Raw genomic sequence first — 25477 nt, 5'->3', positions numbered from 1 at the left:
ATCCTTAAATTGTAAAAAGGCTTAGAGTAATAAAACTACAAAGCCTAAAAGATCTAGCCTACCACCACGATATTGACCAACTTATTAGGTACAACGATCTCTTTTTTGATATCACCAGTCAAAAACTTGGCCACACCTTCAAGCGCTCGCGCCTGTGCTTTTAGCTGCTCAGGATCGCTGTTGGGGGCGACATCCATTTTACCGCGCATCTTACCATTGACCTGTACCACCATCGTAATTGTATCCTGCACCAGAGCGCGCTCATCAACGGCTGGGTAGTTTAACGTTACTGTGTCCAATCCTAGCTGCTCAATTAGATGCTCACCAACGTGCGGGGCATAAACAGATAGCATAATCAGTAAGTCAATCAATGCTTCGTGCTGTACTTGCAAGTCTTGCTCGCCGCTGGCATTAAAGCTTGATAGCTCGTTGGCAAGCTCCATCAAACTCGATACTGGCGTATTTAGCGCCAAACGATCGCCCAAATCACTGTCAATCTTGGCGATGGTTTCATGAGTCTTACGACGTAAGTTTTTCGCTTCTTTACTTAGACCATCCGTGTTTAAGGCTCCATTATTGAGCGTCTCAAGGCTTAAGTTGGCCGCTGCTAATGCTTGCAGGTGTTCAGTTGCGATGCGCCAAACCTTTTTGACAAAATTATAAGGGCCTTTTAGCGCATCATCTGACCATTCAAGGGTTTGATCGGCAGGGGCAGTAAATAGTGTATATAGACGCACGGTATCAGCGCCGTATTTATCAATAGTAATCTGTGGATCGACACCGTTGTTTTTTGATTTGGACATTTTTTCGATTTTGCCGATGGTGACTGGCTGTCCATCTGCTTTTAGAGTTGCTTTGATCGGTTGTCCACGTTCGTTGTAATCGATATCGACATCGTCTGAAAAATAATAAGTGGTACTGCCATCGCTATTGACTCTATTAAAAGTACCGGCAAGTACCATGCCTTGTGTCATTAAGTTGGCAAACGGCTCGTTTCCTGATACTAAGTTTTCGTCGCGCATGAGCTTGTGGAAGAAACGCGCATAGAGTAGATGCATAACCGCATGTTCGACACCGCCGATATATTGATCGACTGGGAGCCATTTGTTGGCCGCAGACTTGTTGACCATGTTTTGCGTGTCGTTTGGACTGGCAAAGCGTGCATAATACCAGCTTGACTCAACGAAGGTATCAAAGGTATCGGTCTCGCGCTCTGCTGGATTACCGCATTTAGGACAAGTAGTCTTGACAAACTCTGGTATGTTTTTGAGCGGGTTGCCGCGGCCGTCTGGAACGACGTCGGTTGGTAGTACAACTGGCAAATCCTGCTCTTCGACAGGTACCGTGCCGCAGTGCTCACAGTTGACCATCGGGATAGGGCAGCCCCAGTAGCGCTGGCGTGAAACACCCCAATCGCGCAGGCGGTACTGGATTTTTTTCTTCGCAAGCTTTTGTGGCTCAAGCTTTGCCAGCATTGCCTCAAACGCTTGATCAAAATCCAAGCCGTCAAATTCGCCTGAATTGACCAAGGTATTGCGCTCAGTGTAAGCAAGGTTTGGCTCAGAGCCATCAGCTTGAGCCGCGGCAAGCACAGACGCTTCATAATCCTCAGGCGACTGGATCACCTGCTTGATAGGCAAGTTGTATTTGGTCGCAAATTCATAATCGCGCTCATCGTGTGCAGGCACCGCCATTACCGCACCTGAGCCGTAGCTCATCAGTACATAGTTGGCCACCCAAACAGGTACTTTTTCGCCCGTGAGAGGATGAGTCACAGTAAGGCCAGTATCCATACCGATTTTTTCGGCTTTAGCCAGATCTGCTTCGGCAACTGAGCCTTTTTTACATAACGCACAAAACTGAGCGATGGCTTCATCACGCTCAGAGGCGTACTGCGCCAAAGGATGCTCAGCGGCAACGGCGACATAAGTGACGCCCATCAAGGTGTCAGGTCGGGTAGTGAACACATCTAAAGTATTGCTCTCGCCTGCAAGCTCATAAGGAAAGTGAACTTCCATACCCGCACTACGTCCAATCCAATTGCGCTGCATGGTCAAGACTTCAGATGGCCAATGACCTTCTAGTTGGTCTAAGTCATCGAGCAGCTCATCGGCATAATCAGTGATATTAAAGTAATACATCGGGATGTCGCGCTTTTCAACGGGCGCGCCACTACGCCAGCCTTTGCCATCGATGACTTGTTCGTTGGCAAGGACGGTGTTGTCGACAGGATCCCAATTGACCGTAGAGAGTTTTTTGTAGACCAAGCCTTTTTTGTAGAGCTGCAAAAATAACCACTGCTCCCACTGGTAATACTCAGGACTACAAGTGGCAAACTCACGTGACCAGTCGATAGATAAGCCAAGCAATTTTAGCTGGGCACGCATGTTGTCAATATTGGCAAACGTCCAGGCGGCAGGCGGCGTTTGATTGGCAATCGCTGCGTTTTCTGCTGGCAGGCCAAAACCATCCCAGCCCATTGGTTGCATGACCTCGAAACCTTTTAGGCGATAATAACGGCTGAGGACATCAGAGATGGTATAATTACGCACATGCCCCATGTGCAGCTTACCACTTGGATAAGGGAACATTGACAACATGTAACGACTTGGCTTGTCGTTTGGCTCATTACTCACTTCATAGCGTTTGTCAGTCGCCCACTTGGCTTGCTGCGCAGCTTCGATCAGTTGCGGCTGATATTGGGTGCTATCATTAGTGATATTATGAACGTTATTAGCGTTGGCATTTGTATTGTTAGTATTAGATTGGTCTGCTGTCACGTTGTGGCTCATAGTCGGCTCGAAATTGGTTAATACAGATAGTTATAGGTGAAATTTTGCAATGCCATAGCATAGCTTAATTTGGCAAAAATTGCGATGGTATGATGATGCGTTCGCGCTCTGTAGCGACGACAAATTTGCAAGTTGAGTAAAGGAGTAAATGCATCAGCGAATGTTTTGGGGTTAATAAGCCAAATTGTAACCCGCTTCGGTATAATACAGCGAATAACGATTATGGATTTGGAGTTTTTATGACCATCACTATTTACGGTATCAAGTCTTGCAGCACTATGAAAAAAGCTTTTACCAAGCTTGATGAGCTAAATGTAAGCTACAGTTTTCATGATTATAAAAAGCAAGGCGTTGATAAAGACACAGTACAGCACTGGGTAGATGAGCTTGGTATTGATAAAGTATTGAATAAGCGCGGCACCACGTGGCGCAAATTAGATAACGAGCAAAAGCAATCAGCTGATGACAGTATAGATAAAGCGATAGATTTGCTTGTAGAAAATACCAGCATGATTAAACGTCCAATCGTAGCAGGCAGTTATCAAGATAAGTTTGTGTTGCTATGTGGTTTTGACGCCGCCGAGTTCGATACAGCTTTTTCATAAAGGATACTGATGTAGTCAGTTATAAAAAGCCCCAACTTAGACGCTAAGTTTGGGCTTTGCTATGCTAATGATCACTGTAGGCTGCTAGCTCATCGATGAATCTAACTCACGACTAATCAACGTACCGACGCCTTCGTTGGTAAAAATCTCAAGTAAGGTGGCATGCGGCACACGGCCATCGACGATGACCGCACTTTTGACTCCACTACGAACCGCATCAAGCGCGCACCCAATCTTAGGAATCATACCGCCTGAAATGGTGCCATCTTCGATTAGGCTATCGACGGTTTTTGGCGTCAGGCCAGTGACCACTTCACCATCGCGGCCTAATACACCCTTGATGTTGGTCAATAGCATTAGCTTTTCTGCTTGTAAAAACTCCGCTACTTTACCTGCGACCAAATCAGCATTGATATTATAAGTATTGCCTTCTTCATCGACCCCAAGCGGTGCAATCACTGGAATAAAATCAGAGGCAATAAGCATATTAATCACGTCCTTATTAACGCTGACCACATCTCCAACATAGCCTAAATCTACTGGCACAGCTATACCGTCTTCTCCCATCTTTTTTACCATGAGTTTTTTGGCTTTGATGAGATTGGCATCTTTACCAGTCAGGCCAATGGCGCGGCCGCCATGTTTGTTGATAAGGCTAACAATAGATTTGTTTACATTGCCGCCAAGTACCATCTCGACGATATCCATGGTGCCTTTATCGGTCACACGCATCCCATCGATACGATCAGACTGACGACCAAGCTCCTTTAATAAATTATCGACTTGAGGCCCGCCGCCATGGACGACTACTGGATGTAAGCCGACCGTCTTTAGAAGGACAATATCACGGGCAAATGAGCTTTCAAGTGCTGGGTCAGTCATTGCATTACCGCCGTATTTAACGACGATGAGCTTATCCACAAAGCGCTGAATATAAGGCAGTGCAGTGGTTAGTACCTCAGCGGTGTTCTTAGCATCATCTAAATTAAGCGACATTGGGCTCTCCTAAAATACGCTAATAAGATGCACGGTATCTGTGCATTTTTAGCTCATTATTGTGCCAGTATTGGCGAAGGTATTATATTAAATGCTATGGTTCAAATAGTATTTTCTAAAAGTCGAGGAATCGTGTCTACTCGGCAGATATAGCAGCAATTTGCTCGGCCACTTGTGTATCAAACTCCTGACATAAAGCAATAAAACGCGTTTGTACCTCGGCCATAGCAGTTAAGCTGTCTCCTGCAAAACGTACCGTGAGGCTATGACTGGTATTTGACTGACGCAATACGCCAAAACCATGAGCAAAATCTAAACGTACGCCGTCAATACGGGTCAAAAGCGTACCCTTTGGTAACAGCCGCTCAGCCTGCGCTGGTGTTATCTGTTGCACGCTATCAAAACAATGACACGATGGCAACGTGACATCATCAGTATCTTCGACTAAATGTTGTAGATAACGACAAAGGATAGTTAAATGATGCACAATTGAACATGTGGTAGTAGCATTCTCAGGCAGCGGCAAATAGTTGTCAGCGGTACTGACAAGCGTAGGTAGATACCAAGTAATATCGGTCAGTCGATACGGTAGAGTTGCTCTTCTACGTGCGCCCCACGCATCATAAGTTGGCGGTAGCGTATGAGTATTGAAATTGGTCTCGTTACCTAGCAGTGCAGTCATATCGGACTTAATGACGGTCGATGCTAGCCAATGTAGCAAGCGCAGTCCAGCATACATAGCATCATCATAGACAATAAAATAATCATCGTTAAAGATAAAGTGTCCTGATAGCTCACCAGCGAAGATAGCGTAATTATCGTGTGATTGAAGCTGCTGCCGCAGTAGACTACTGCCCGTTTTACTCATGACTGGTATTGCATCAAGTTTTTTGAGCAATCGTGGCAAATGATGCGAGCATTTTACATCAAATAACACTTGCGGCATGTCAGGATTTTTATTGAATCTAGGACGCTCTATAATGGCGACTCGCGCTAGTAGATACAATAAATGATCAGGGGTTACGACCTTGCCGCTGTTATCGACGATCATTAGCCTATCACCATCGCCATCAAAAGCCAGACCCATATCTGCTTCATTGATAATAACAGTTTGCTGAAGCTCTGCTAGGCGGTTAGGCTCAGTAGGGTCTGGATTGCCTGTCGGAAAATTGCCGTCTGGGATATCATTTAGCACAATAACCTGCTGACAAAAGCGTTCAAATAAAGGCTTTGCAATCCTACTGGTCGCTCCATTTAGGCAGTCGATAACAATTTTTAAGTCAAGTTTGCTCGTGGGACTAGAGCAATAAGGGGCGTTGTTTTGCGCTTCGATACGAGTAAATACTTGCGCTATCGCATCGATGTAAGTAGACACAACGGTATCGGTAGGTAAGCTGACAAGGTCAGTTGCCTGTAAGCCTGCACAACGATTGTTTAAAAGCTTGTCTTGAGATTTATTATCTCGCTGGTGGTTTGGATTAGGTGATGTTTTGGGCGTAGGTATAAAATCCTCAGTAAGGCTTTTATAAATGGCTTGAATGTCAGCGTCACTAGGAGATGCGTTATCGACCAACCATTTTATGCCTAAAGTGTTCTTTTCAGAGTGGCTGGCTGTGACTATAATGCCGTGCCCTGCATATTGCTGCGCCCAAAACGCCATCATCGGTGTTGTGATAAGCCCTAACTGGATAACTGTTAATCCATGCTCGCTTAAACGACTGGCCAGCATATGCGCTATGGTATCGCTATCACAGCGCACATCATAACCAATGACCACCACATTCGCTGATGGCTCAGAGCGATAAGTTTGAGAAACGGGGCAAGCTAAAAAGTTTTCTTTGACAAGTTTGTTTTTTAGATAATGCTCTTTTAGAGTATGCCTTTTTAAATTGGACTTTTTTACGTCGTGTTCTTTTAGATGATTGCTTGTTAAGTGACGACTTTTTGATGTGTGTTTGGCTTGTGCTTTATAAAGCTGTGCAAAAACTTCACCCAATGCCGCGATGAATTCAGTAGTAAAGTACTGACGTGCCCCGCGAATATCATAAGCACGAAATAGGGGGAGCTGGGCGGCAAAAGTCGGCATGACTACAAACTCCTCATATCCCTATTGATAGTAAATGGCGCACTTCTTACTAAGTCCGCCGCGGTTATATATATGTTACTCTGATATATATTTTAACTCAGTTGTTTTAAATTTAATGACGGCCTGAATGTCCAAAGCCACCTGCACCGCGCAGACTTTTATCACTAAAATCTGTTACCACTTCAAATTCTGGACGAGCAACGGGTACCACAATGTACTGGGCCATACGCTCAGCAGGGTTGAGTACAAAGTCTTCACTACTACGATTCCAAACACTGACCATCAGCTCCCCTTGATAGTCGGCATCGATAAGACCGACTAAGTTGCCAAGTACAATACCATGCTTATGACCAAGTCCTGAGCGCGGTAATATCATTCCGGCATAATTAGGGTCTTGGATATAGACTGCCAAGCCTGTACCTACCAGATGCGTCGCTCCTGACTTGATGGTCAAAGGCTCATCAATACAGGCACGCAAATCGATACCTGCTGATCCATCTGTGGCACGAGTTGGCATAGGAAAATCAGGATGCGTACCGATTTTTGAATTAAGAACTTTGACTTGTACCGCTTGCATAACACACTCACTTAAGTTTTTATGGTTTTTATCAGGTCAATATTTATAACCACTTATAAACAGATAGCGATTATAGATAACAACTCGTCTTTGTCACGTTGTAGTTTTGGACTCAAAGTTTTGCTCGTACCTTGCAAAAAGTAACCGCTACAACAGCAATACGCTCGCCAGTCCCAAAAACGACATAAAGCCGACGATATCTGTCACTGTGGTCAAAATAACTGAAGCAGATAGCGCAGGATCAATGTTCATGCGCTTCAGCAATAACGGAATACTAATACCAGACACGTTAGCAGCGGTCATGTTGATGGCGATAGCAAAGCCAATTACTGCACTAATCTTACCATCATGAAACCACATTTGTGCAATAATCGCCATGATAAACGCCCAAATAAGACCGTTAATCGCGCCAACCCATAACTCTTTATTAAAAAGCCACCAACGGTTAGAACCACCGATTTGGCCCATGGCCATACCTCGAATCACGACAGTCAGCGTCTGTGAGCCGGCGATACCGCCCATACTGGCTACTACTGGCATCAATATCGCTAGGGCGACTACTTTTGCCAGCACCGCCTCAAACTGCCCAATGACGACAGCGGCCAATAGTGCAGTACATAAGTTGATGCCCAGCCAGACACTACGGCTTTTGGCACTGGTTAAGATAGGTGCAAATAATTCCTCATCTTGACTAACACCTGCTAAGTTCTTCATCGTACTATCGACATCATCTTGGATAATCTCCATGATATCTTCGCCATTTAATTGACCGACCAGCTCTCCATGACTGTTAATAACGGGCGCAAAACGAATATCTTCTGAACGAAAAATTGCGGCTGCATCTTGGATGTCTAAACGATCGTTAATAGTAATAGCATTGTCAGTAAAGCTTGAGACCAGTGAGCTCTGATTGTGTTTGATTAAATCAACCAAACTTAACAGCCCCAACAGCTGCTGGCTTTGATCAACGACCAATAGCTCTTGGCTTTGGTCATCGAGTAGGTCATCATTTTCTCGTAGCCACTCTTGTACCTGTGCTAAGCTCACATCATCTTGAACCTGAATAGTATCAGGATCCATGTAGCTACCAACTTCCCAATCTGCATAGGTATCAAGCTTGTTGACTTGAATACGAGTGTCTTCGTCTAACGTTGCCATTACCGAAGTACGCACGGTTTCGGTAACTGTCTCTAAGATTTCTGAGATGTCTTGGGCATCAAGATCTTGGGTAAATAAAGAGATTTCTTTTGAGGAGATATTCTCCATCAATGGCTGACGCGTATCACCCTCTAGCTCAGCAAGCACTTCGCCTTTGAGGTGTTCAGGAACCTGCGCCCAAATAACTTGCCGATCTTGATTGGGGAAGGATTCTAATAAGTTGGCAATTTCATATTCAGACTGCTGCGCCAAAAATTCAGTGATCGCTGCATACGCATTATCAGCCACCAATCCTTGCAGATAGAGCAGCTTATGTTCAGCGTTATACTCTAACAGATTATATTCTGTCTGCGGTTTGGATGGTTGTTCTGAGCTTGGCGTAGGGGCAGGCATAGGCATTCCAAAAATCAAAAATAAACGATAAAAAATAAAAACAATCAATCAAAAATCAATATAGTCGACTCTAAATAAAACACATACATTATATGTCAACGCGGAACTGGTATAAATTTTTTTGGCATGCTGTGCCGGCTCAGATAGAGTCTATGTAAAATCTATACCAGTCTCACTGTAACGTTTTTATACTGAACTCACTATAATAAATAGCTATTTAATAATATTGATCGATTTATAATGAAACAGTTAACCTATGACAAAAAACGAGGATTAGCGGTTACCGAGTAACGCACGAATATTGGCCAAGTACTCATCAGCGACTGCTTCTGGATCTTTGGTGGCTTTTTTCTTCTTAGCTTTGGCAGGCCAGTCAATATGATCTTCAGGTAACTCATCCAAAAATCTTGATTCTGAAGTGACACGCATCTGTCCACCAGCGCGGCGCTGGGTTGCAAGTGTCAGTGTCAGCTCGCGGCGCGCACGGGTGATGCCTACATACATTAGGCGTCGCTCTTCTTCGATTGTCTCGCTCAATATAGAGTTACGGTGCGGCAGCATCTCTTCTTCTAATCCCATGATATAAACAAAATCAAACTCCAAGCCCTTCGCTGCATGCAAGGTCATCAAATTGACCTTATTGGTGTTTTCTTCTTCTTGTTGCTGCTCGAGCATATCAAGCAATACAAGCTTACGGATGATAGTATCAATCGTCCGATCTTCATCTTCTTCCGCGCGGTTAATCAAAGACTGAATACTGGTATACAGCATATCAATATTATCGATACGATTCTTTTCTTGTTGCGGGGTTTTGGCATCGCTACGAACAAAATCAATATAACCGGTCTCATCAATCATTTGGCGCACGATTGGTACAGGGTCAGGATGCTGATCCAGCTCACGAGTATAGTGCTCAATAAATTCACCAAACTCCTTTAACGTGCCGTAAGCTTTGGACGGTAGCACATGGCTAAGACCTGCATGGGTACAAGAAGCGAGTAGCGATATGCTATGCTCTTGAGCAAATAAACCGAGCTTTTCAAGGGTTGCAGGACCCATGCCGCGCTTGGGTGTATTAATAATACGCAAAAACGCACTGTCGTCTTCAGGGTTTAAGATAAGGCGCAAATAACCCATGATGTCTTTGATTTCACTACGCGAAAAGAAAGACTGGCCACCGGACAATTTATAAGGGACTTGCAGCTGACGCAATTGCGCCTCAAGCATACGCGCCTGAAAGTTACTGCGATAAAGGACAGCATATTGCTCCCACTCATTACCAAAGCGTAATTTATGCGTGACAATCTCTTTTGCCACGCGCTCGGACTCATCGTCATCATTGCGGCAGTTAATAATACGAATCTTCTCACCATGACCTTTATCTGACCATAGCTTTTTTTCAAATAAATGCTCGTTGTTAGTAATGACGGCGTTGGCAGAGGTCAAGATACGCGTGGTTGAGCGATAGTTTTGCTCAAGCATGACGATTTTGAGCTTAGGAAAGTCTTCTTTTAATAGCGCCATGTTTTCAGGTTTGGCACCGCGCCATGCGTAGATAGATTGGTCGTCATCACCGACCACGGTAAAGCGTCCTTGTGGTCCAACCAGATATTTAATCATCTCATACTGTGCGGTATTGGTATCTTGATACTCATCAACGAGTAGATAACGAATGCGGTTTTGCCATTTATCACGCAGCTCTCTATTTTCACGCAGTATCTTGGTCGGTAATACAATCAAGTCATCAAAATCAACCGCATTATAAGCGCGCAAATTACGCTCGTATAACGCATATAGGGTAGCAAAGATCATATCCTCTGGATCGTCTAAGGTTTCCATCGCCTTATCAGGTTCGATCAGATCGTTTTTCCAATCAGAAATCATTTTGACCGCTTTTCCAACCAACTCACGACTCTCAGCACCAGATAAGTTGTCGCGCATCATCAGCTCCATTAAGAGGCGCTTACTGTCATCGCTATCCATGATAGAAAAGTTGCCTTTTAAAGGTGTATGAATCAGCTCGTAACGCAAAAACTGCAAGCCAAATTGGTGAAAGGTCGAGACGGTTAATCCACGCGTTTTTTCGCTAGGCAAGAGCTTACCGACCCGCGCTTTCATCTCGCGAGCGGCTTTATTGGTAAAGGTCACTGCCGTGATACGCTCAGCTGGCATGTTGCACTCTTCAATAAGGTAGGCAATTTTACGTGTGATTACCGAGGTCTTGCCCGAGCCTGCGCCTGCCAATACCAGTAGCGGCCCTGATACATAGAGCATGGCTTCTTGTTGTCTAGGATTGAGTTGACTCATAACGTAACCTGTAGGGCAAAAGCAAAAAAGAGGATAGGCGCTGATATACCATCGCAAAAATGATGAAACATCGAGCGCAATAACTGCAATAAAATGTAGAGGATAGCGTCAACACGCCATCAAAATTAGGTGGGTTATTATAAAGTAAAAATGCTACTTTTGGGCAGAAGATAGTTAAGAAGCTAAAGCCTTATATCTTTAGATTATAGTCATATTGAGCTTATAAAAAAATGACGATTATACTAATAAAATCGCGCCAGCAGACATAGAGCTGTAGACGCGAATAGAAGGATTTAAACAACCAAGATAAAATTATGCATTATTCAACTGACGTGCTGCTTCCAGTGCAAAATAAGTCAAGATACCATCGGCACCGGCTCGGCGAAAGCCAATCAGCGACTCTAGAATAACCGCGTCACTGAGCCAGCCGTTTTGAATGGCCGCCATATGCATCGCGTATTCACCAGAGACTTGATAGGCAAACGTCGGTACGCCAAAGGTGTTTTTGACTTCACGAATCAGATCTAGGTAAGGCTGGCCAGGCTTAATCATCACCATATCGGCGCCTTCATTGATATCCATGGCCACTTCATGTAGCGCTTCTGCGCGGTTGCCAAAATCCATCTGGTATTGCTTTTTGTGGCCGCCTTTTAAGTTGCCTGCACTACCGACTGCATCACGGAAAGGCCCATAATAAGCAGAAGCGTATTTGGCCGAGTAGGCCATGATAGCCGTATTTACAAAACCCTCGGACTCAAAAGCATCACGCATGGCTTTGATACGTCCATCCATCATATCGCTTGGAGAGATAATATCAGCGCCAGCACGTGCGTGGACGAGTGCTTGCTTGACCAACACTTCGATAGTTGCATCGTTGATGACATAACCGCTGTCATCGAGTAAACCGTCTTGACCATGTGAGGTATAAGGGTCGAGCGCCACATCAGTCATGACGACCATTTCGGGTACGGCGTCTTTAAGGGCTTTGACTGCACGCGCAGTAAGACCGTCTTCGTCGTAAGCCGCTTTGCCATCTGGTGTTTTTAATGAATTATCAATGACAGGAAAGATGTCGACAGTCGTGACACCTTCGCTTAATAATTCTTTTGCATAGTTGATGAGCAAATCGACTGATAAGCGCTCAACCCCCGGCATGCTCGCAATCGTTTCGCGCTGGTTTTTGCCTTCTAAGACAAATACTGGCGCAATAAAGTGCTTGGGGTGTAGCTCTACTTCACGAATCATAGACCGTACATTATCGTTATAACGTAGGCGACGCAGACGAGTTTCAGGGTATTGGCGGTTAAAGGTATAAGACATAATCATTCCTTATGGTTGTTTTGTTTAATTTGACTTTTACGTTATTAAAAATTTTCATTTGCCATTATTAAAAATAATGGTCGGCTCATAGGTTACAGATAGATTGCCGCTGAAATGGTCTGACTACTATACCCAATAGCAACCGACAAAAGCAAAAAGCCCCACCAAGGCGGTAGGGCTAGTTGTAGAGTAGCTATTCGCTTGATACCTTGTAATTGCTTAAGGCTCAATAATTTGCGTTACTGGAGCCTGCTCGGTAGGTGTCTCTTGGGTCACGATACCGACTGCTGCTTCTTTTTTACCGTCATTATCGACATCCACAATAGCGGTAGGCTTAAAGGTAGAGGTCGCTGGCGTCTTAGATTGCTTGATTTCTAACGCTTCTTGCGGAGATGCTACGCGCGCTGATCCTGCAGCATCTATAGCATAAGCCGCTTTTGCCTTTGCACTGTTGGCAGGCAAGTTAGCAACTTGAGCTAAGTTAGTGTATTGCGGCACAGGAATGGCTGTCGGTATATCTAGGTTAGCACCGCCACCAAGCGCTTGGTATAGCTCGATTTGGCTGACGATCTTTTGTAGCTCTAAATCCAAGATACCTTGCTGGGTTGAGAACAGTGAACGCTGTGCATCGAGCACATCTAGATAGTTTGAAATACCTGCTTTAAAGCGTGCATCTGCTATCTGATAGGTTTGTTCAAAGTTATCTTGCAAACGATATTGCGCTGCCAGTTGCTCGCCTAAAGTGGCACGTGTGGCAAGCACATCAGACACTTCACGAAAAGCTGTTTGGATGGATCTCTCATAGTTTGCCAGCGTCTGTTCACGCTCGATTTTGGCCACATCATAATTGGCATCTAAACGCCCTGCATCAAAGATAGGCACGCTAATATTAGGACCAAAAGACCAGCCAAAAGCACTATTATCAAACAGGTCACTCAAACCGTCACTACGTACCCCAACGCTACTAGCAAGACTAATCGTTGGAAAATATGCTGCACGCGCTACTGCTATATTAGCACCAGCAGCTTTTAGGTTGTATTCAGCTTGTAGGACATCGGGACGATAACGTAGCAATTCGCTTGGCAGACCTGCGCTAAATATTTCATGATTGGTAATGTTACTGACTGCAGGTGCTGGAATAAGCTCACTTGGAATAGGGGTGCCAACTAAGAACTGTAGTGCGTTACGTGAATTCAAGATACTGCTTTGCGCCCGTAATACAGCAAGCTTGGCATTTTCAAGTGCTGCAGAAGATTGCAGTGAAGGCAGCTTGGGATCGATGCCTGCTTCAAAACGTTTATCAGCAATGAATAAAGATCGCTCACGACTCTCTACCGTCGCCTCTGCCAATTTTAATTGAGCCAGACTGTAACTTAGGTTGGCATAGCTTTGAGCGATATTGCTTATAAGGCTAATTTGGGTAACATCTTTGGCCGCAGCAGTTGCTAAAAAGTTCTGTAAGGCTTGATCTTTTAGGCTGTCAATTCTTCCCCAAAAATCAAGCTCATAACTGGCCAGACCCAAATCGACGTTGTAACTGTCACTGGTCTGAGTGCCAAACTCACTACCCTGACGGGAGCGTGAATAACCCGCTTGACCATTAATCGTCGGTAAGTCATTGATATCAGTAATACGGTACTGTGCGCGTGCTTTTTCGATGGCCAAACGTGCACTTTCAAAGTCTTTATTGTTGCTAAGACCTAACGCAATGAGTCCTTTTAAACGCTCATCACTATAAAAGTCTTGCCAGCGTTGACTGGCAAGGCTTGGCTGCTCAGTACTACTGACCGTTTCGCGATCAAACGCGCCATAGCTTTGCCCGACAGGAATGTTAGGCTCAGCGAGTACAGGGCTCGTATCAGCCTTTGGAATGGTGTTACAAGCTGCCATACTGACTGCTAAAGCAGTTAGGCTTAAGAGACGAGCGCTGTTTTTGCGCGTTTGCGACAGCAGCGGTTGTGCAAAGTTTGCTATCGCTACTGATCTTAAGGTAAAGTTTTTTTGGGCACTCATTGTGTATTATCTCCAAGACTTGCAGGCTGATATTCCTCAGAAGGAGTCGGTTTTTGTAAATCAGGGGTACCACTGCTACCATCGTCTGGTCCATTATTCTTATATTTGTGCGGGAACAAACTACGCACCCAAATATAGAACATAGGGATAAAGAAGATACCTAAGAATGTCGCGGTGACAACCCCGCCGACCACACTAGTACCAATGGCGTTTTGACTACCAGAGCCAGGACCTGTGGCGATAAATAGTGGCACAACCCCTAATCCAAAGGCAAGCGAGGTCATGATAATCGGACGCAGACGTTGTCTTGCTGCTGTCATGACAGCTTCTTTTAGACTATAGCCTTCCTCTTGGTGCTCTTTGGCAAACTCAATAATCAAGATGGCATTTTTGGCAGATAAACCAACCACTGTCAATAAACCAACTTGCAAGTAAATATCGTTGCTAAAGCCGCGTAGCCACGTAAATATCACCGCTCCTAATACCCCAAGTGGAATGACAAGTAGCACAGAGAAGGGGATAGACCAGCTTTCATACAAGGCTGCCAGACATAAAAATACCACTAAGATAGACAGCGCATATAGCATTGGTGCTTGAGCACCTGATTTTTGCTCTTCAAGTGACATACCCGTCCACTCGTAACCGACGCCATCAGGTAGATTTTCCATCATGGCTTCCATTGAGCTCATCGCTTCACCAGTACTAAGGCCTGGGGCTGCGCTACCTTGGATGTTCATAGATGGTAAGCTGTTGTAGCGCGTCAGACGCGGTGAGCCGGATTGCCACTCGCTGCTAGAGAACGCATCAAACGAAATCATATCACCTGTCTCATTACGTACATACCATTTACCGATATCATCAGGGTTGGTACGGCTGCTAGGCTCGCCTTGGACAAAGACGCGCTTGATACGGCCACGGTCGACGAAGTCATTGATGTAGCTTGAACCCCAAGCAGTAGAGATAACGCTATTGATACTACCCATTGATAAACCATAGGCAGCTGCTTGTTCTTGATTGATGTTTACTTTTAGCTGCGGTGCATCTTCTTGACCGTTAGGACGCACGCCTGCGACTTGATCGTTCTGCGCTGCCATACCAAGCAGCATGTTTCGTGCTTCAAGTAAGCCCTCGTGACCAAGGTTACCAGTATCTTGAATCATCAAATCAAAACCACTGGCATTACCAAGTTCGGTAATCGCTGGCGGTACGATCGCAAAGACCTGTGCTTCGTTTAGTTGGGTAAAGAAGTAACCCATCGCGCGATCAGCGACTGCTTGTGCAGTATTTTCTTCTCCAGGGCGGTTTTCCCAGTCTGATAAGCGCACAAAGGCCAGCCCCATATTTTGTCCTTGTCCTGCAAAGCTAAAGCCTGCGATGGTAAAGACAGAGGCGATGTTGTCGCCCTCTTGGGTATCATAATAGTCACTGACTTTGTCGAGCACATCTTGCGTTTCATCCAGCGTCGAACCAGCTGGTAGCTGAACCAAAGTAAACATAATACCTTGGTCTTCTTCTGGTAAGAATGAGCCTGGAATGCGTAAGAATACAACAGCCATAATACCGATGATGGCGGCATAACCAATCAGGTACAGCCACTTAAAACGGAAGCTCTTACCAACAGAGTTTTCATATTTGCGGCTGAGTTTAAAGAACCCACGGTTAAACCAACCAAAGAAGCCTTTTTTCTCTTCAGTATTGCCTTTCTCATGGCTTTTACCACGTTTTAGTAGCGTCACACATAGCGCAGGAGTAAAGATAAGCGCAACCAGTGCGGACAATACCATAGCAGTAATCAAGGTAATCGAGAACTGTCGATAAATTACCCCTGTTGAGCCGCCAAAGAAAGCCATGGGAACGAATACTGCTGACAAGATAATGGCAATACCAATAACGATCTTACTGATTTCACCCATGGATTGAACGGTAGCATCTTTGATAGAGATATCAGGATCTTCTTCTAAGATACGCTCAACGTTCTCTACCACGACGATCGCATCATCGACCAAAAGACCGATGGACAGTACCATCGCAAACATCGTTAGGACGTTGATACTAAAACCTGCGATATACAATACTGCAAAGGTACCCAGCAGGACGACAGGGACAGCAAGAGTAGGAATGATGGTCGCGCGCCAGTTTTGTAAGAAAATAAACATGACGATGAATACTAGTACAATCGCTTCGATAAGCGTATGTACGACTTGCTCGATAGACAAACGAACGAACGGTGTGGTGTCATAAGGTACCACTGAAGTTAAGCCAGCAGGGAAGTTGGCTTCTAACTCTGCCATACGTGCACCGACGGCTTCTCGAGTCTCCAGTGCGTTAGCACCACCCGCCAATGAAATACCTAGACCAGCCGCTTCTTGACCGTTATATAATGAAATAACGCTGTAGTTCTCACTACCAATCTCGACATCTGCGACATCACCAAGACGCACTTGTGCACCTGAAGTATCGGTTTTTAACAAGATGTTCTTAAATTCTTCAGGGGTTTGCAGATAGCTCTGTACTGTCACAGTTGCATTGATGACTTGTTGATCGGTGTCAGCAGGTGCTTGACCTAATTGACCTGCAGAGACTTGCGCGTTTTGCGCTCGTACTGCACTGACCACATCAGATGGCACCATGTTATAGCTACGTAAGCGAGCAGGGTCCAGCCAAATGCGCATAGCATAAGCAGAACCAAACACCTGAACCTCACCAACCCCTTCAACACGGCTTAATGGGTCAACGACGTTTGAGTTGATATAGTCGGCGATATCCGCACGATCCATACCGCCATCTTCAGAAATAAAACCTTGCACCATCAAAAAGCTGCTAGAGGATTTATTGACGTTGACACCTTGACGCTGCACCGATTCAGGCAACGAGCTCATGGCTGCTTGTAGTTTGTTCTGTACCTGTACCTGAGCAGTATCAGGGTCTGTACCGTTTTCAAACGTTAGCGTGACAGAGGCACCACCATTTGAGGAGCTTGATGACGACATATACATCAGACCGTCAAGCCCTTTCATGCGTTGTTCAATGATCTGTACGACTGAGTCTTCAACGGTTTGTGCGTTGGCACCAGGATAACTTGCACTCACCGAAATCGTCGGCGGTGCAATACGTGGATACTGTTCAATCGGTAGGTTGATAACCGACATCACCCCGATGAGCATGACCAAAATAGCCAGCACCCATGCAAAAATAGGGCGATTAATAAAAAAACGTGACATAGTATATCCCTAAGTCTTCCTATCTTTGAATGGAATTAGTTAGCAGCGGTTTCGGTTGATTCTTCTTTGGTTGATGCATTAGAAGTATCATTATCTGATGATTTCTCATCCATCGTTTTGGCTGCCTGCTGTGGGGTTTGGGCGTTAGCAGCCCCTTGGCTGGATGGGGCTGGGTTGGCTTTTTCTAATGGTTTGACCACTACTTCTTGCTCAGGCTTGACCTTCGAACCGCCAATCACCACCACTTTATCACCCGCTTCCAAGCCATCAGTGACAACCCATTGTCCATCGTAAGTGCCATTGATAGTGACTGGACGTACTTGGATTTTGTTATCTTTATCAACGATATAAACCTGGGTGTCACCCTTAGGCGTACGCATGACCGCGCTTTGCGGTACCAATGTCGCATTGGTGATAACGCTCTGCGTTAGACGTGCTGTCACATACATACCTGGTAGTAAGATATTGTTGCTATTTGGGAAGATGGCGCGCAAAGTAACCGCACCTGTCGATTCATCGACTTTGGCTTCAGACAGTGCAAGCTTGCCACGTACCGGATAGACTGATCCATCCTCTAATACCAACTCAACTGAGTTCATCCCCGGCTGTGCTTTGCCTGCAGCTATTTGTTGACGTAGCTTTAATAGCTCAGAGGATGATTGACTGATGTCGACATAGATAGGATCTAGGCGTGAGATAGTTACCAATGGATCTGGTTGGCCTGCACTGACCAGCGTACCAGCGGTGACGCTTGAGCGATCCGTGCGGCCAGTCAATGGTGCACGTACAATGGTGCGATTAAGATCTAAAGTGCTGGCTTCTAGACCTGCTTTTGCAGTCTGAATGCCAGCTTTTGCGCTCTCAATACCTGCCTGTGTCTGTCCAACCGCTGCTGCTGCACTTTGTACTGCTGCTTGTGCGGTGCGTACCGCGGTTTGCGCTTGCTCATACTGCTGCTTAGAGATGGCGTCTATATCGACCAGGCCTTGCAGACGTTGTAGATCGTTTTGAGCTTGAGCAAGTGATGCCTGTCGGCTTGCCAGTTCAGCTTTGGCATTGGCATTGTTGGCCAGTGCTGTCTGATAATTGGCTTGTGCTTGCTGCACTGCTGCTTGCCCGCTGGTAACAGAAGAGGCGTAGTTATCAGTGTTGATACGATAAAGTGGCTGGCCTTTTTTGACGTTACCGCCTTCGCGGAACAGTACTTCGTCAATAACGCCACTTACCTGTGGACGGACATCGGCAGTTTGATAAGCTGCGGTACGTCCAGAGAATGTCTGTACTTGGGGTACGGTATCAAAAGTGACAGTTTGGACGTTGACAACGGCTGGCGGCATCTGCTGCTGCGCGGCGGCATCAGTTGCGTCCTCGTTTTTGTCACAGCCAACCAGTACAGCTCCAGATAGTACAGATGCTATTACAAGCGCAAGAGTAGAGTGCTTCATCAATGTCCTCGTCGATAATGTAGGTACGATATAGATAAAATTTTAATAGTGCATCGTAACGTCACATAGACGCAAGCGTTACAGATACGACTAGCAGCTGTTTCTTTGAGCCATCGTGATGACTAATATATAGTAAGTGTATAATGTAAAACCTACCGCATAAAAAGCTGAACCGACTTATATTCTATGTGGTCAACATGATCTGTATCTTATTAATCAAATAATAAAGGCGTGTAGGCGAGGTTTTAGCACTAACAATCAAATAATAAAAGTTGATAAGTAAATTTAGTGCAGTATTATAAACTATAGGGTATACCCTACAGTCAAGCTAATAAAAACAGATCTTTTACAAAAGAAAATCATACTCTTTCTCATGAACTGTATAAACATTGAAGAGGCAAGGATTATAAGAGATAACATTTACCAAAACGCAATATTATTGACAACATAAGAGAATGTTGTTTTTTTGTTATAGAAGCTATTTTTGCATATATATATGAGATTTTAATTAAAAGAAGTCACGTAGACAGCAAAAACGTAATTTTAGCAACATATAAAACGTTTTTTAACCCTAGCTAAAGTACATGGAATATTAACAAAAGGTTATTGAGTAAGCATTATCCAACTAACAGAACAAGTTTTACACAATTATAGTCCTGCAAGTATTTATGAAACTTAAAGAAAGGTAACGATATAGGTAACATGTTATTTTTAAAGAAGTTAGTTTCTAGTTTGTTATTTTTTGATGCAATAGTCGTTAAGAAACTCTGTTTAAATAGCATTCAAATCGTTACTTAAACAGAGTTTGGTCTGTTCAACTACTAAATAGTATTTAGAAATAGAGTCGCCTTTGTCAGTTGATAGCACAGATGATATAGAGCTAATTATAGTAAGCGTGCGCTGGCAAGCTCTGTCAACTGATACAATCCATGACGGTAGCGGTTGTCAGGTAGAGCATTGAGTGCCTGCTGCGCCAACGCGGTTTCTTCTAGCGCGCGCTGTTTGCAGTAATCTAACGCACCTGAGCTACGAACCAACTCGATTAGCTGTTCTGCATTTGGCGTTTTACCTGTCTGTACGGCAATACGCAGCTGCTCATAACTTTGTTTGTCACTGTCTTTGAGTAATTCAAGCGCTTTAATCGTGGGCAAGGTTGGTTTGCCTTCTGCCAAATCATCACCAAGATTTTTACCCATCACTTCACTATCACCACTATAATCAAGGACATCATCGATAATCTGAAAGGCATTACCAAAGTGTTGACCGAAGTCCGCTAAAGCAGATAGATATTGCGTTTGCTCCTGTAATATAGCTGCACCTTGAGTTGCCATCATAAATAGTCGTGAGGTTTTACCATCAATAATATTAAGATAGTCGGCTTCAGTGGCGGCAGGGTTATGCTGATGCTGCAACTGTAAGACTTCGCCTTCAGCAATATCACAAGTACCATCTGAAAATAGCTGTAACAGCGGTAAACTTTGAAAGCTTACTAGTAAATTAAATGCACGGGCAATGAGATAATCTCCAACCAAAACGGCTGTTGCATTGTCCCACGTGGCATTAGCTGTCGGTTTGCCTCGGCGCTGTCCTGACTCATCAATAACGTCATCATGTACCAAAGTTGCCGTATGTAGCATCTCAGTAATGGCTGCTAAATGCATCGCCTGCTGTGATGGTTCGTCGTTTAGCATACGCGCGCATAACAATGTAATTAGTGGACGCATACGTTTGCCGCCAGCATTAATGACATGCTGGGAGACACTCATCACAAGTTGTACTTTTGAATTAAGACTGCCAAACACCTGCTTGTCCATAATCTCGAAGTCATCAGTTACGATACTTTGGATATCAGCGTAGCTTGGCGTAGGTACAGATGGAATAGAGGCGTTCGATAAAGTGGTCGTCATAGTAGATAATCATATTATTAGAAAATAGAAAGAATCGTTTGATAGTCGTTTCTTACAACACTACCGATGTGCTTATAGTAGCATAGCTACATTATCAAATCGGTAAGTAAAGTAAAGCGGCGGTGTATACTACATTGTAAGTTACTGATTATATGAGTTATAATGGTCATACTTAAGTGTTAGTTAGCTGCTAATATGACAACCAAACTGGCTTTATGATTCATCTGGTAGATAATAGGCTTGATTACAGGTTTAATAAAGGTTTAGTAAAACAGTAGTTAAGTTACCAAGTAAACATTATAAACGCCAAAAAACAGGCCGAGCGGCTTGCTTTTATAAGCAAAAAGCCGTAAAATCTTGCCTTTATTTTTCCCTGTCGTGTTCGTTATTGAAGCGTTGATATAATATCAGCCACGGCACACGGGTTAAACGGAGTCATATAATGTACGCAGTAATCAAAACTGGTGGTAAGCAGCACCGCGTTGTCGTCGATGAGCTTTTAAAAGTTGAACTACTAAAAGCAGAAAAAGGCGAAACAATTAAATTAGAAGACGTGTTGATGGTTGTAGACGGCGATGACGTCAAAATCGGTCAGCCTGTTGTAGACGGCGCTAGCGTAGAAGTTGAAGTGGTTGAGCATGGCCGCGGCGAAAAAATCCGTATTATCAAGCACAACCGTCGTAAGCACTATCACAAAGAGCAAGGTCACCGCCAATGGTACACCTTGTTAAAAATCAAAGCCATTAATGCCTAATTCCCTATTTAGCGATTATCGCTAAACTAGCGCACTAAATGCTTAAGAGTTATCGCATTGGCGGTAAGTCACATTAACAAGGAGATTTTCTCATGGCACATAAAAAAGCTGCCGGTTCGACTCGTAACGGTCGTGATTCAAACCCAAAAATGCTGGGCGTAAAAATCTTTGGTGGCCAAGCTATCACAGCTGGTAACATCATCGTACGTCAACGTGGTACAGAATTCCACGCAGGCGAAGGCGTTGGCATGGGTCGTGACCATACTTTATTTGCCTTAAATGACGGCGTTGTAAAGTTTGCGACCAAAGGTAAATTTAACCGTCGTTATGTAACGGTTGAAAGCGAGTAATCATCGCTTTTGAGCTTAAGCTGCTTTATTTTATAACAATAACGTAGCTTGCTACATATTTAAGTCCCTATTACCAATTGGTGATAGGGACTTTTTTATGTTCGCTTTTACTATTATTTACTAGGATAGAACGATAGAAGAATAAAACAGTGTAACTACTGGCGTTACAAGCGTGTATGGCAGGCGTAGTATTGATTGCAATTGAAGACTAGGCGCGTAATAAAAAAACTGGCACACTGTGCTTATTAGTTATTAGCGTTATTTTGTTGAGAGTTAAAGCAAGACTAAAATTAAAATCAACAAACAAGAAACTGGCAACTAAATGGTTAGATCAAAATAAGATAAATATATCATCATGATATTTATATATTTATTGCAATGACTCATACTGCACATGATCTTATCTGGTGCAATGGGTCAACATAACAAAAACACGATGATCTAATTTTTATGTTAATTGATATTTTATTTTTATCACGAGAGGAAAAACCATGACTTTATCGACGACAGTAAAACAAAAAATGATGAGTGGCGCGCTAGCTGGTGTATTAATGACTACGTTTGGTGTGGCAGCACCGATGATAGCATTGACCCAGTCAGCGACAGCGGCACCTGCTGATAATTTGGTCGCAGCCAAACGTTTAAACAAGCTATTAACCAACACTAAGAGCATGACTGCCGACTTTACTCAGACGACTAAAGGCGCAACCAATGGCACCTTTAAAGGTTCAATGAGCGTTCAGCGTCCTAATAACTTTCGCTGGGAAACCAAATCACCATCAGAGCAGCTGATTGTCGCAAATGGCAACTCAATGTGGATCTATGACAAAGATTTGGAGCAAGCAACCAAGCAAGGCGTAGATAGTCAAGTAGGCAACACGCCAGCATTATTACTATCAGGCGATCCAAGTAAGATTGATAAAAACTTTAAAGTCACCCAACCGTACGAAAACAAAAATTACTACGTACTATATCCTAAAACAGGTGATGCTAGTTTTAAAAATCTATCGGTAAGCTTTAATGGTGGTAAGCCTGTCATGATGGTGCTGAATGATACACTTGGACAAACCACATCGATTAAATTTAATAGTATCAAACTCAATCCAAGTATTAGCAGTAGTCAGTTTAAATTTACGCCGCCAAAAGGCGTAGATGTCATCAATCAGTAATCGGCTGATAAAATAAACACAGTAGTATTGATTGATTCATGATTTAATCATTAATAAAGGGGTAGTCCATTATTTGGATCTACCTCTTTTTTATTGGCTATAAGCCATAGAACACAACCATGCATAGCAATATTTATTTAAAGTAGCGCTGCGGGCAGGTTGCAATTGGATGTATTTGGTTTACAATACTCGCAGTCTTGCCACGCATATCAAATACTCTGTTGTATAGTGCTATTATTTCTAGATATACTCGTTGTGATTTTTGGTAATTGACTACATTGTCCAATGTGTTTATCCCAATTATTGGACTGTCAACCAAACTATCGGTCCTGCTATAGCTTTAGGAGTGAGTAGCACATTTGGTTTTATAAAATACATATTTTGTAGCATATAAAATGACTACATAATACAGTTAAAAACTGGCTTTTGATGGGTGATATGCGTATAGTGAGCAAACAGTTTATGCCAGTTGTCATACCATTGTTGATTACGCGTAATGAGTTATTAAATCAATTAAATGTCTAAATATGATATTGATTTAATAAATTTATCTTGCGTCTTTATTAGATGGATTTGATGACCAGCCTTTATCTAGATATGCTACAGTTTTTGACTGATAGGATAGCTGAAGATTGCCAGTCTCTCTGTTTTGGGTCTTAGTGTCAAAGAGCAGTAGACTGCTTTAATATTTTTAGTATTTAGATAGATTTACGGTTGGTATCGTCTTATACCGTCGTCAATAATCTTGATAATTGGTCGTTACCAGCACAGCCTTTGTGTTTTCGTCTGCGTCAGGTAATGCTATGCTGTTATTCTTTATAGAACAATGGTTTGCGTTACTTACGACACGAAATTGGGTGAGGAGCACGTATTATCATGTCTGCTTTTAATTGGTCAGCAGTCGCTTTTATTCTAGCCGCTATGGGGCTAGTCGTCTTTATGCTGGCTGTTCCGCGCTTACTTGGCGGTCGCTCTCAGGGTTTACAAAAAGAAGAAGTATTTGAAGCGGGTGTTGTCGGATCTGGCAACGCCCGTATTCGTTTGTCTGCCAAATTCTATTTGGTGGCTATCTTTTTTGTCATCTTTGATTTAGAAGCGCTGTATTTGTATGCTTATGCGGTCTCAGTCCGTGAGGCCAGTTGGCTTGGGTTTGCAGCAGCGGCGATATTTATTGGTATTTTAATCATTGGTTTGATATATGAGCTAAGCTTGGGTGCTATGAATTGGGCACCTGCTGATAGACGCCGTAAAAAAGAACGTCTTTATGCTGCACCAGCGGGCTTTAATTTGGCTGATATTACCAAGTTCAATGGTGCTCATGAGCTAATGGTAGATCCTACTGGTAAGATACCTGCCCAGTCTTCAGGACAGGTCAATGTTTCAAACAATATTGAAACCAACCGTCGTCATCTAAAAAGTATAGACCATATCAATACCACAGGTAATATTACTTCTGTGGATTTTGCGGCGTCTACCAAGCCAGAAAACGTCGATCGTTGATCGTTGTTCGTTTTGTCTAAAGCAAATCTTGCTTGGAATTACTGGTAAAGAGTAGCTGTAGATTGGTAGTAACAACGCTATATAATGACAGTATGTTTGTATTAATAGTTGCTTATTAATCATAAAAATTATAGCGATAGTGATGATCAGTTGGTTGTCACCCTTCGCTTAATATAAAGGTTGTATGTTATGAAATACACATTAACAAAAGCCAACCCTGATGCAGATACCTATCCTGCACAGTCTCGCCAAACGGTCAATGACCCTATCGAAGATGAAGTAAATAAAAATGTCTTTATGGGACGTCTAGAAGACCTTGTTCATTCAACAGCAAATTGGGGGCGTAAGCACTCACTGTGGCCATTTAACTTTGGTACTTCTTGCTGTTATGTCGAATATGCAACGACACTTACTGCAGTTCATGATTTATCACGCTTCGGTGCAGAGGTTATTCGTGCCTCGCCCCGTCAGGCGGACGTGATGATTGTTGCAGGCACCTGTTTTATTAAGATGGCACCCGTTATCCAGCGTCTCTATGAGCAGATGCTTGAACCAAAATGGGTCATCTCAATGGGAGCGTGTGCCAACTCTGGCGGTATGTATGATATTTACTCAGTGGTACAAGGTGTCGATAAAATCATTCCTGTGGACGTCTATGTTCCAGGCTGTCCGCCGCGTCCAGAGGCATTGATTCAAGGTCTGATGCTACTCCAAGAGTCCATTACCAATGAGCGGCGTCCGCTAGGGGTTCATGTCAATGATCAAGGTATTTATCAGCCACAAATGACCCCTGAACGCGACCGTAAACAAGCAGATCGTATCGCTGTAAAAAACTTGCGTAGTCCAGATAGCATTTAATACTGCTTATATTTAGCCAGCTTTTA

Annotated in this window: 17 protein-coding genes; 6 read left to right on the top strand and 11 right to left on the bottom strand. The window is 43.8% G+C overall.

The window, feature by feature from the left end; all coding sequences use genetic code 11:
• Positions 1 to 53: 53 nt before the first annotated feature.
• Entirely contained in the window at positions 54 to 2792 is a 2739-nt protein-coding gene (leuS, locus tag Q0895_RS10130; protein WP_299188486.1) for a leucine--tRNA ligase, read from the bottom strand.
• Positions 2793 to 3031: 239 nt separating this feature from the next.
• Here leuS and Q0895_RS10125 point away from each other — a divergent pair, with 239 nt between their 5' ends.
• Complete coding sequence (locus Q0895_RS10125) at positions 3032 to 3397, top strand: Spx/MgsR family RNA polymerase-binding regulatory protein (RefSeq protein WP_299188483.1); 366 nt, start codon at positions 3032 to 3034, stop codon at positions 3395 to 3397.
• Between the two features lie 84 nt (positions 3398 to 3481).
• Here the strand turns inward: Q0895_RS10125 and argB are convergent, their stop codons facing one another.
• The 10 genes from argB to Q0895_RS10075 all read right to left on the bottom strand — a co-directional run bounded on the left by argB (position 3482) and on the right by Q0895_RS10075 (position 20820).
• Positions 3482 to 4393, bottom strand: coding sequence for an acetylglutamate kinase (gene argB / locus Q0895_RS10120; protein ID WP_299188481.1), 912 nt, complete (start codon positions 4391 to 4393; stop codon positions 3482 to 3484).
• Positions 4394 to 4529: 136 nt separating this feature from the next.
• A complete protein-coding gene (locus Q0895_RS10115) occupies positions 4530 to 6479 on the bottom strand; it encodes a phosphomannomutase (protein ID WP_299188478.1) in 1950 nt (649 codons plus the stop codon).
• A 112-nt stretch (positions 6480 to 6591) separates the two neighbouring features.
• Positions 6592 to 7056 (bottom strand): dUTP diphosphatase, encoded by a 465-nt coding sequence (gene dut / locus Q0895_RS10110; RefSeq protein WP_299188476.1) that lies wholly within the window; start codon positions 7054 to 7056, stop codon positions 6592 to 6594.
• Positions 7057 to 7203: 147 nt separating this feature from the next.
• Positions 7204 to 8607 (bottom strand): magnesium transporter, encoded by a 1404-nt coding sequence (mgtE, locus tag Q0895_RS10105; protein WP_299188473.1) that lies wholly within the window; start codon positions 8605 to 8607, stop codon positions 7204 to 7206.
• A 273-nt stretch (positions 8608 to 8880) separates the two neighbouring features.
• The gene (locus Q0895_RS10100; RefSeq protein WP_299188470.1) at positions 8881 to 10914 is read right to left on the bottom strand and encodes a UvrD-helicase domain-containing protein; all 2034 of its coding nucleotides are present in this window, start codon (positions 10912 to 10914) and stop codon (positions 8881 to 8883) included.
• A 312-nt stretch (positions 10915 to 11226) separates the two neighbouring features.
• A complete protein-coding gene (gene hemB, locus Q0895_RS10095) occupies positions 11227 to 12234 on the bottom strand; it encodes a porphobilinogen synthase (protein ID WP_058368337.1) in 1008 nt (335 codons plus the stop codon).
• A 219-nt stretch (positions 12235 to 12453) separates the two neighbouring features.
• A complete protein-coding gene (locus tag Q0895_RS10090; RefSeq protein ID WP_299188466.1) occupies positions 12454 to 14247 on the bottom strand; it encodes an efflux transporter outer membrane subunit in 1794 nt (597 codons plus the stop codon).
• Positions 14244 to 17468: an efflux RND transporter permease subunit gene (locus Q0895_RS10085; RefSeq protein ID WP_299188463.1), complete on the bottom strand. Its 3225-nt coding sequence runs from the start codon at positions 17466 to 17468 to the stop codon at positions 14244 to 14246. Before Q0895_RS10085 ends, Q0895_RS10090 begins: the two co-directional genes overlap by 4 nt.
• Positions 17469 to 17503: 35 nt before the next feature.
• A complete protein-coding gene (locus Q0895_RS10080; protein WP_299188460.1) occupies positions 17504 to 18913 on the bottom strand; it encodes an efflux RND transporter periplasmic adaptor subunit in 1410 nt (469 codons plus the stop codon).
• 884 nt (positions 18914 to 19797) lie between these two features.
• Positions 19798 to 20820 carry a polyprenyl synthetase family protein gene (locus Q0895_RS10075; RefSeq protein WP_299188457.1) on the bottom strand — a complete coding sequence of 341 codons (1023 nt, stop codon included), beginning with the start codon at positions 20818 to 20820 and terminating at the stop codon, positions 19798 to 19800.
• Positions 20821 to 21262: 442 nt separating this feature from the next.
• Here Q0895_RS10075 and rplU point away from each other — a divergent pair, with 442 nt between their 5' ends.
• The 5 genes from rplU to Q0895_RS10050 all read left to right on the top strand — a co-directional run bounded on the left by rplU (position 21263) and on the right by Q0895_RS10050 (position 25451).
• A complete protein-coding gene (gene rplU / locus Q0895_RS10070) occupies positions 21263 to 21574 on the top strand; it encodes a 50S ribosomal protein L21 (RefSeq protein ID WP_299188454.1) in 312 nt (103 codons plus the stop codon).
• A gap of 92 nt (positions 21575 to 21666) precedes the next feature.
• On the top strand, positions 21667 to 21924 hold the full coding sequence (gene rpmA, locus Q0895_RS10065) for a 50S ribosomal protein L27 (RefSeq protein WP_299188451.1): 258 nt from the start codon (positions 21667 to 21669) through the stop codon (positions 21922 to 21924).
• 491 nt (positions 21925 to 22415) lie between these two features.
• Complete coding sequence (gene lolA / locus Q0895_RS10060) at positions 22416 to 23093, top strand: outer membrane lipoprotein chaperone LolA (RefSeq protein WP_299188448.1); 678 nt, start codon at positions 22416 to 22418, stop codon at positions 23091 to 23093.
• A gap of 876 nt (positions 23094 to 23969) precedes the next feature.
• Positions 23970 to 24593: an NADH-quinone oxidoreductase subunit A gene (ndhC, locus tag Q0895_RS10055; protein WP_075103571.1), complete on the top strand. Its 624-nt coding sequence runs from the start codon at positions 23970 to 23972 to the stop codon at positions 24591 to 24593.
• A gap of 189 nt (positions 24594 to 24782) precedes the next feature.
• Positions 24783 to 25451, top strand: a complete 669-nt coding sequence (locus Q0895_RS10050; protein ID WP_058368346.1) for an NADH-quinone oxidoreductase subunit B — start codon at positions 24783 to 24785, stop codon at positions 25449 to 25451.
• Positions 25452 to 25477 lie beyond the last annotated feature (26 nt).

Origin of the sequence: uncultured Psychrobacter sp. (assembly GCF_947495825.1) — a bacterium.
Classification (GTDB): domain Bacteria; phylum Pseudomonadota; class Gammaproteobacteria; order Pseudomonadales; family Moraxellaceae; genus Psychrobacter.
The sequence above is the reverse complement of the archived record's forward strand: the minus strand, read 5'-3'. Positions and strand labels throughout refer to the sequence as shown.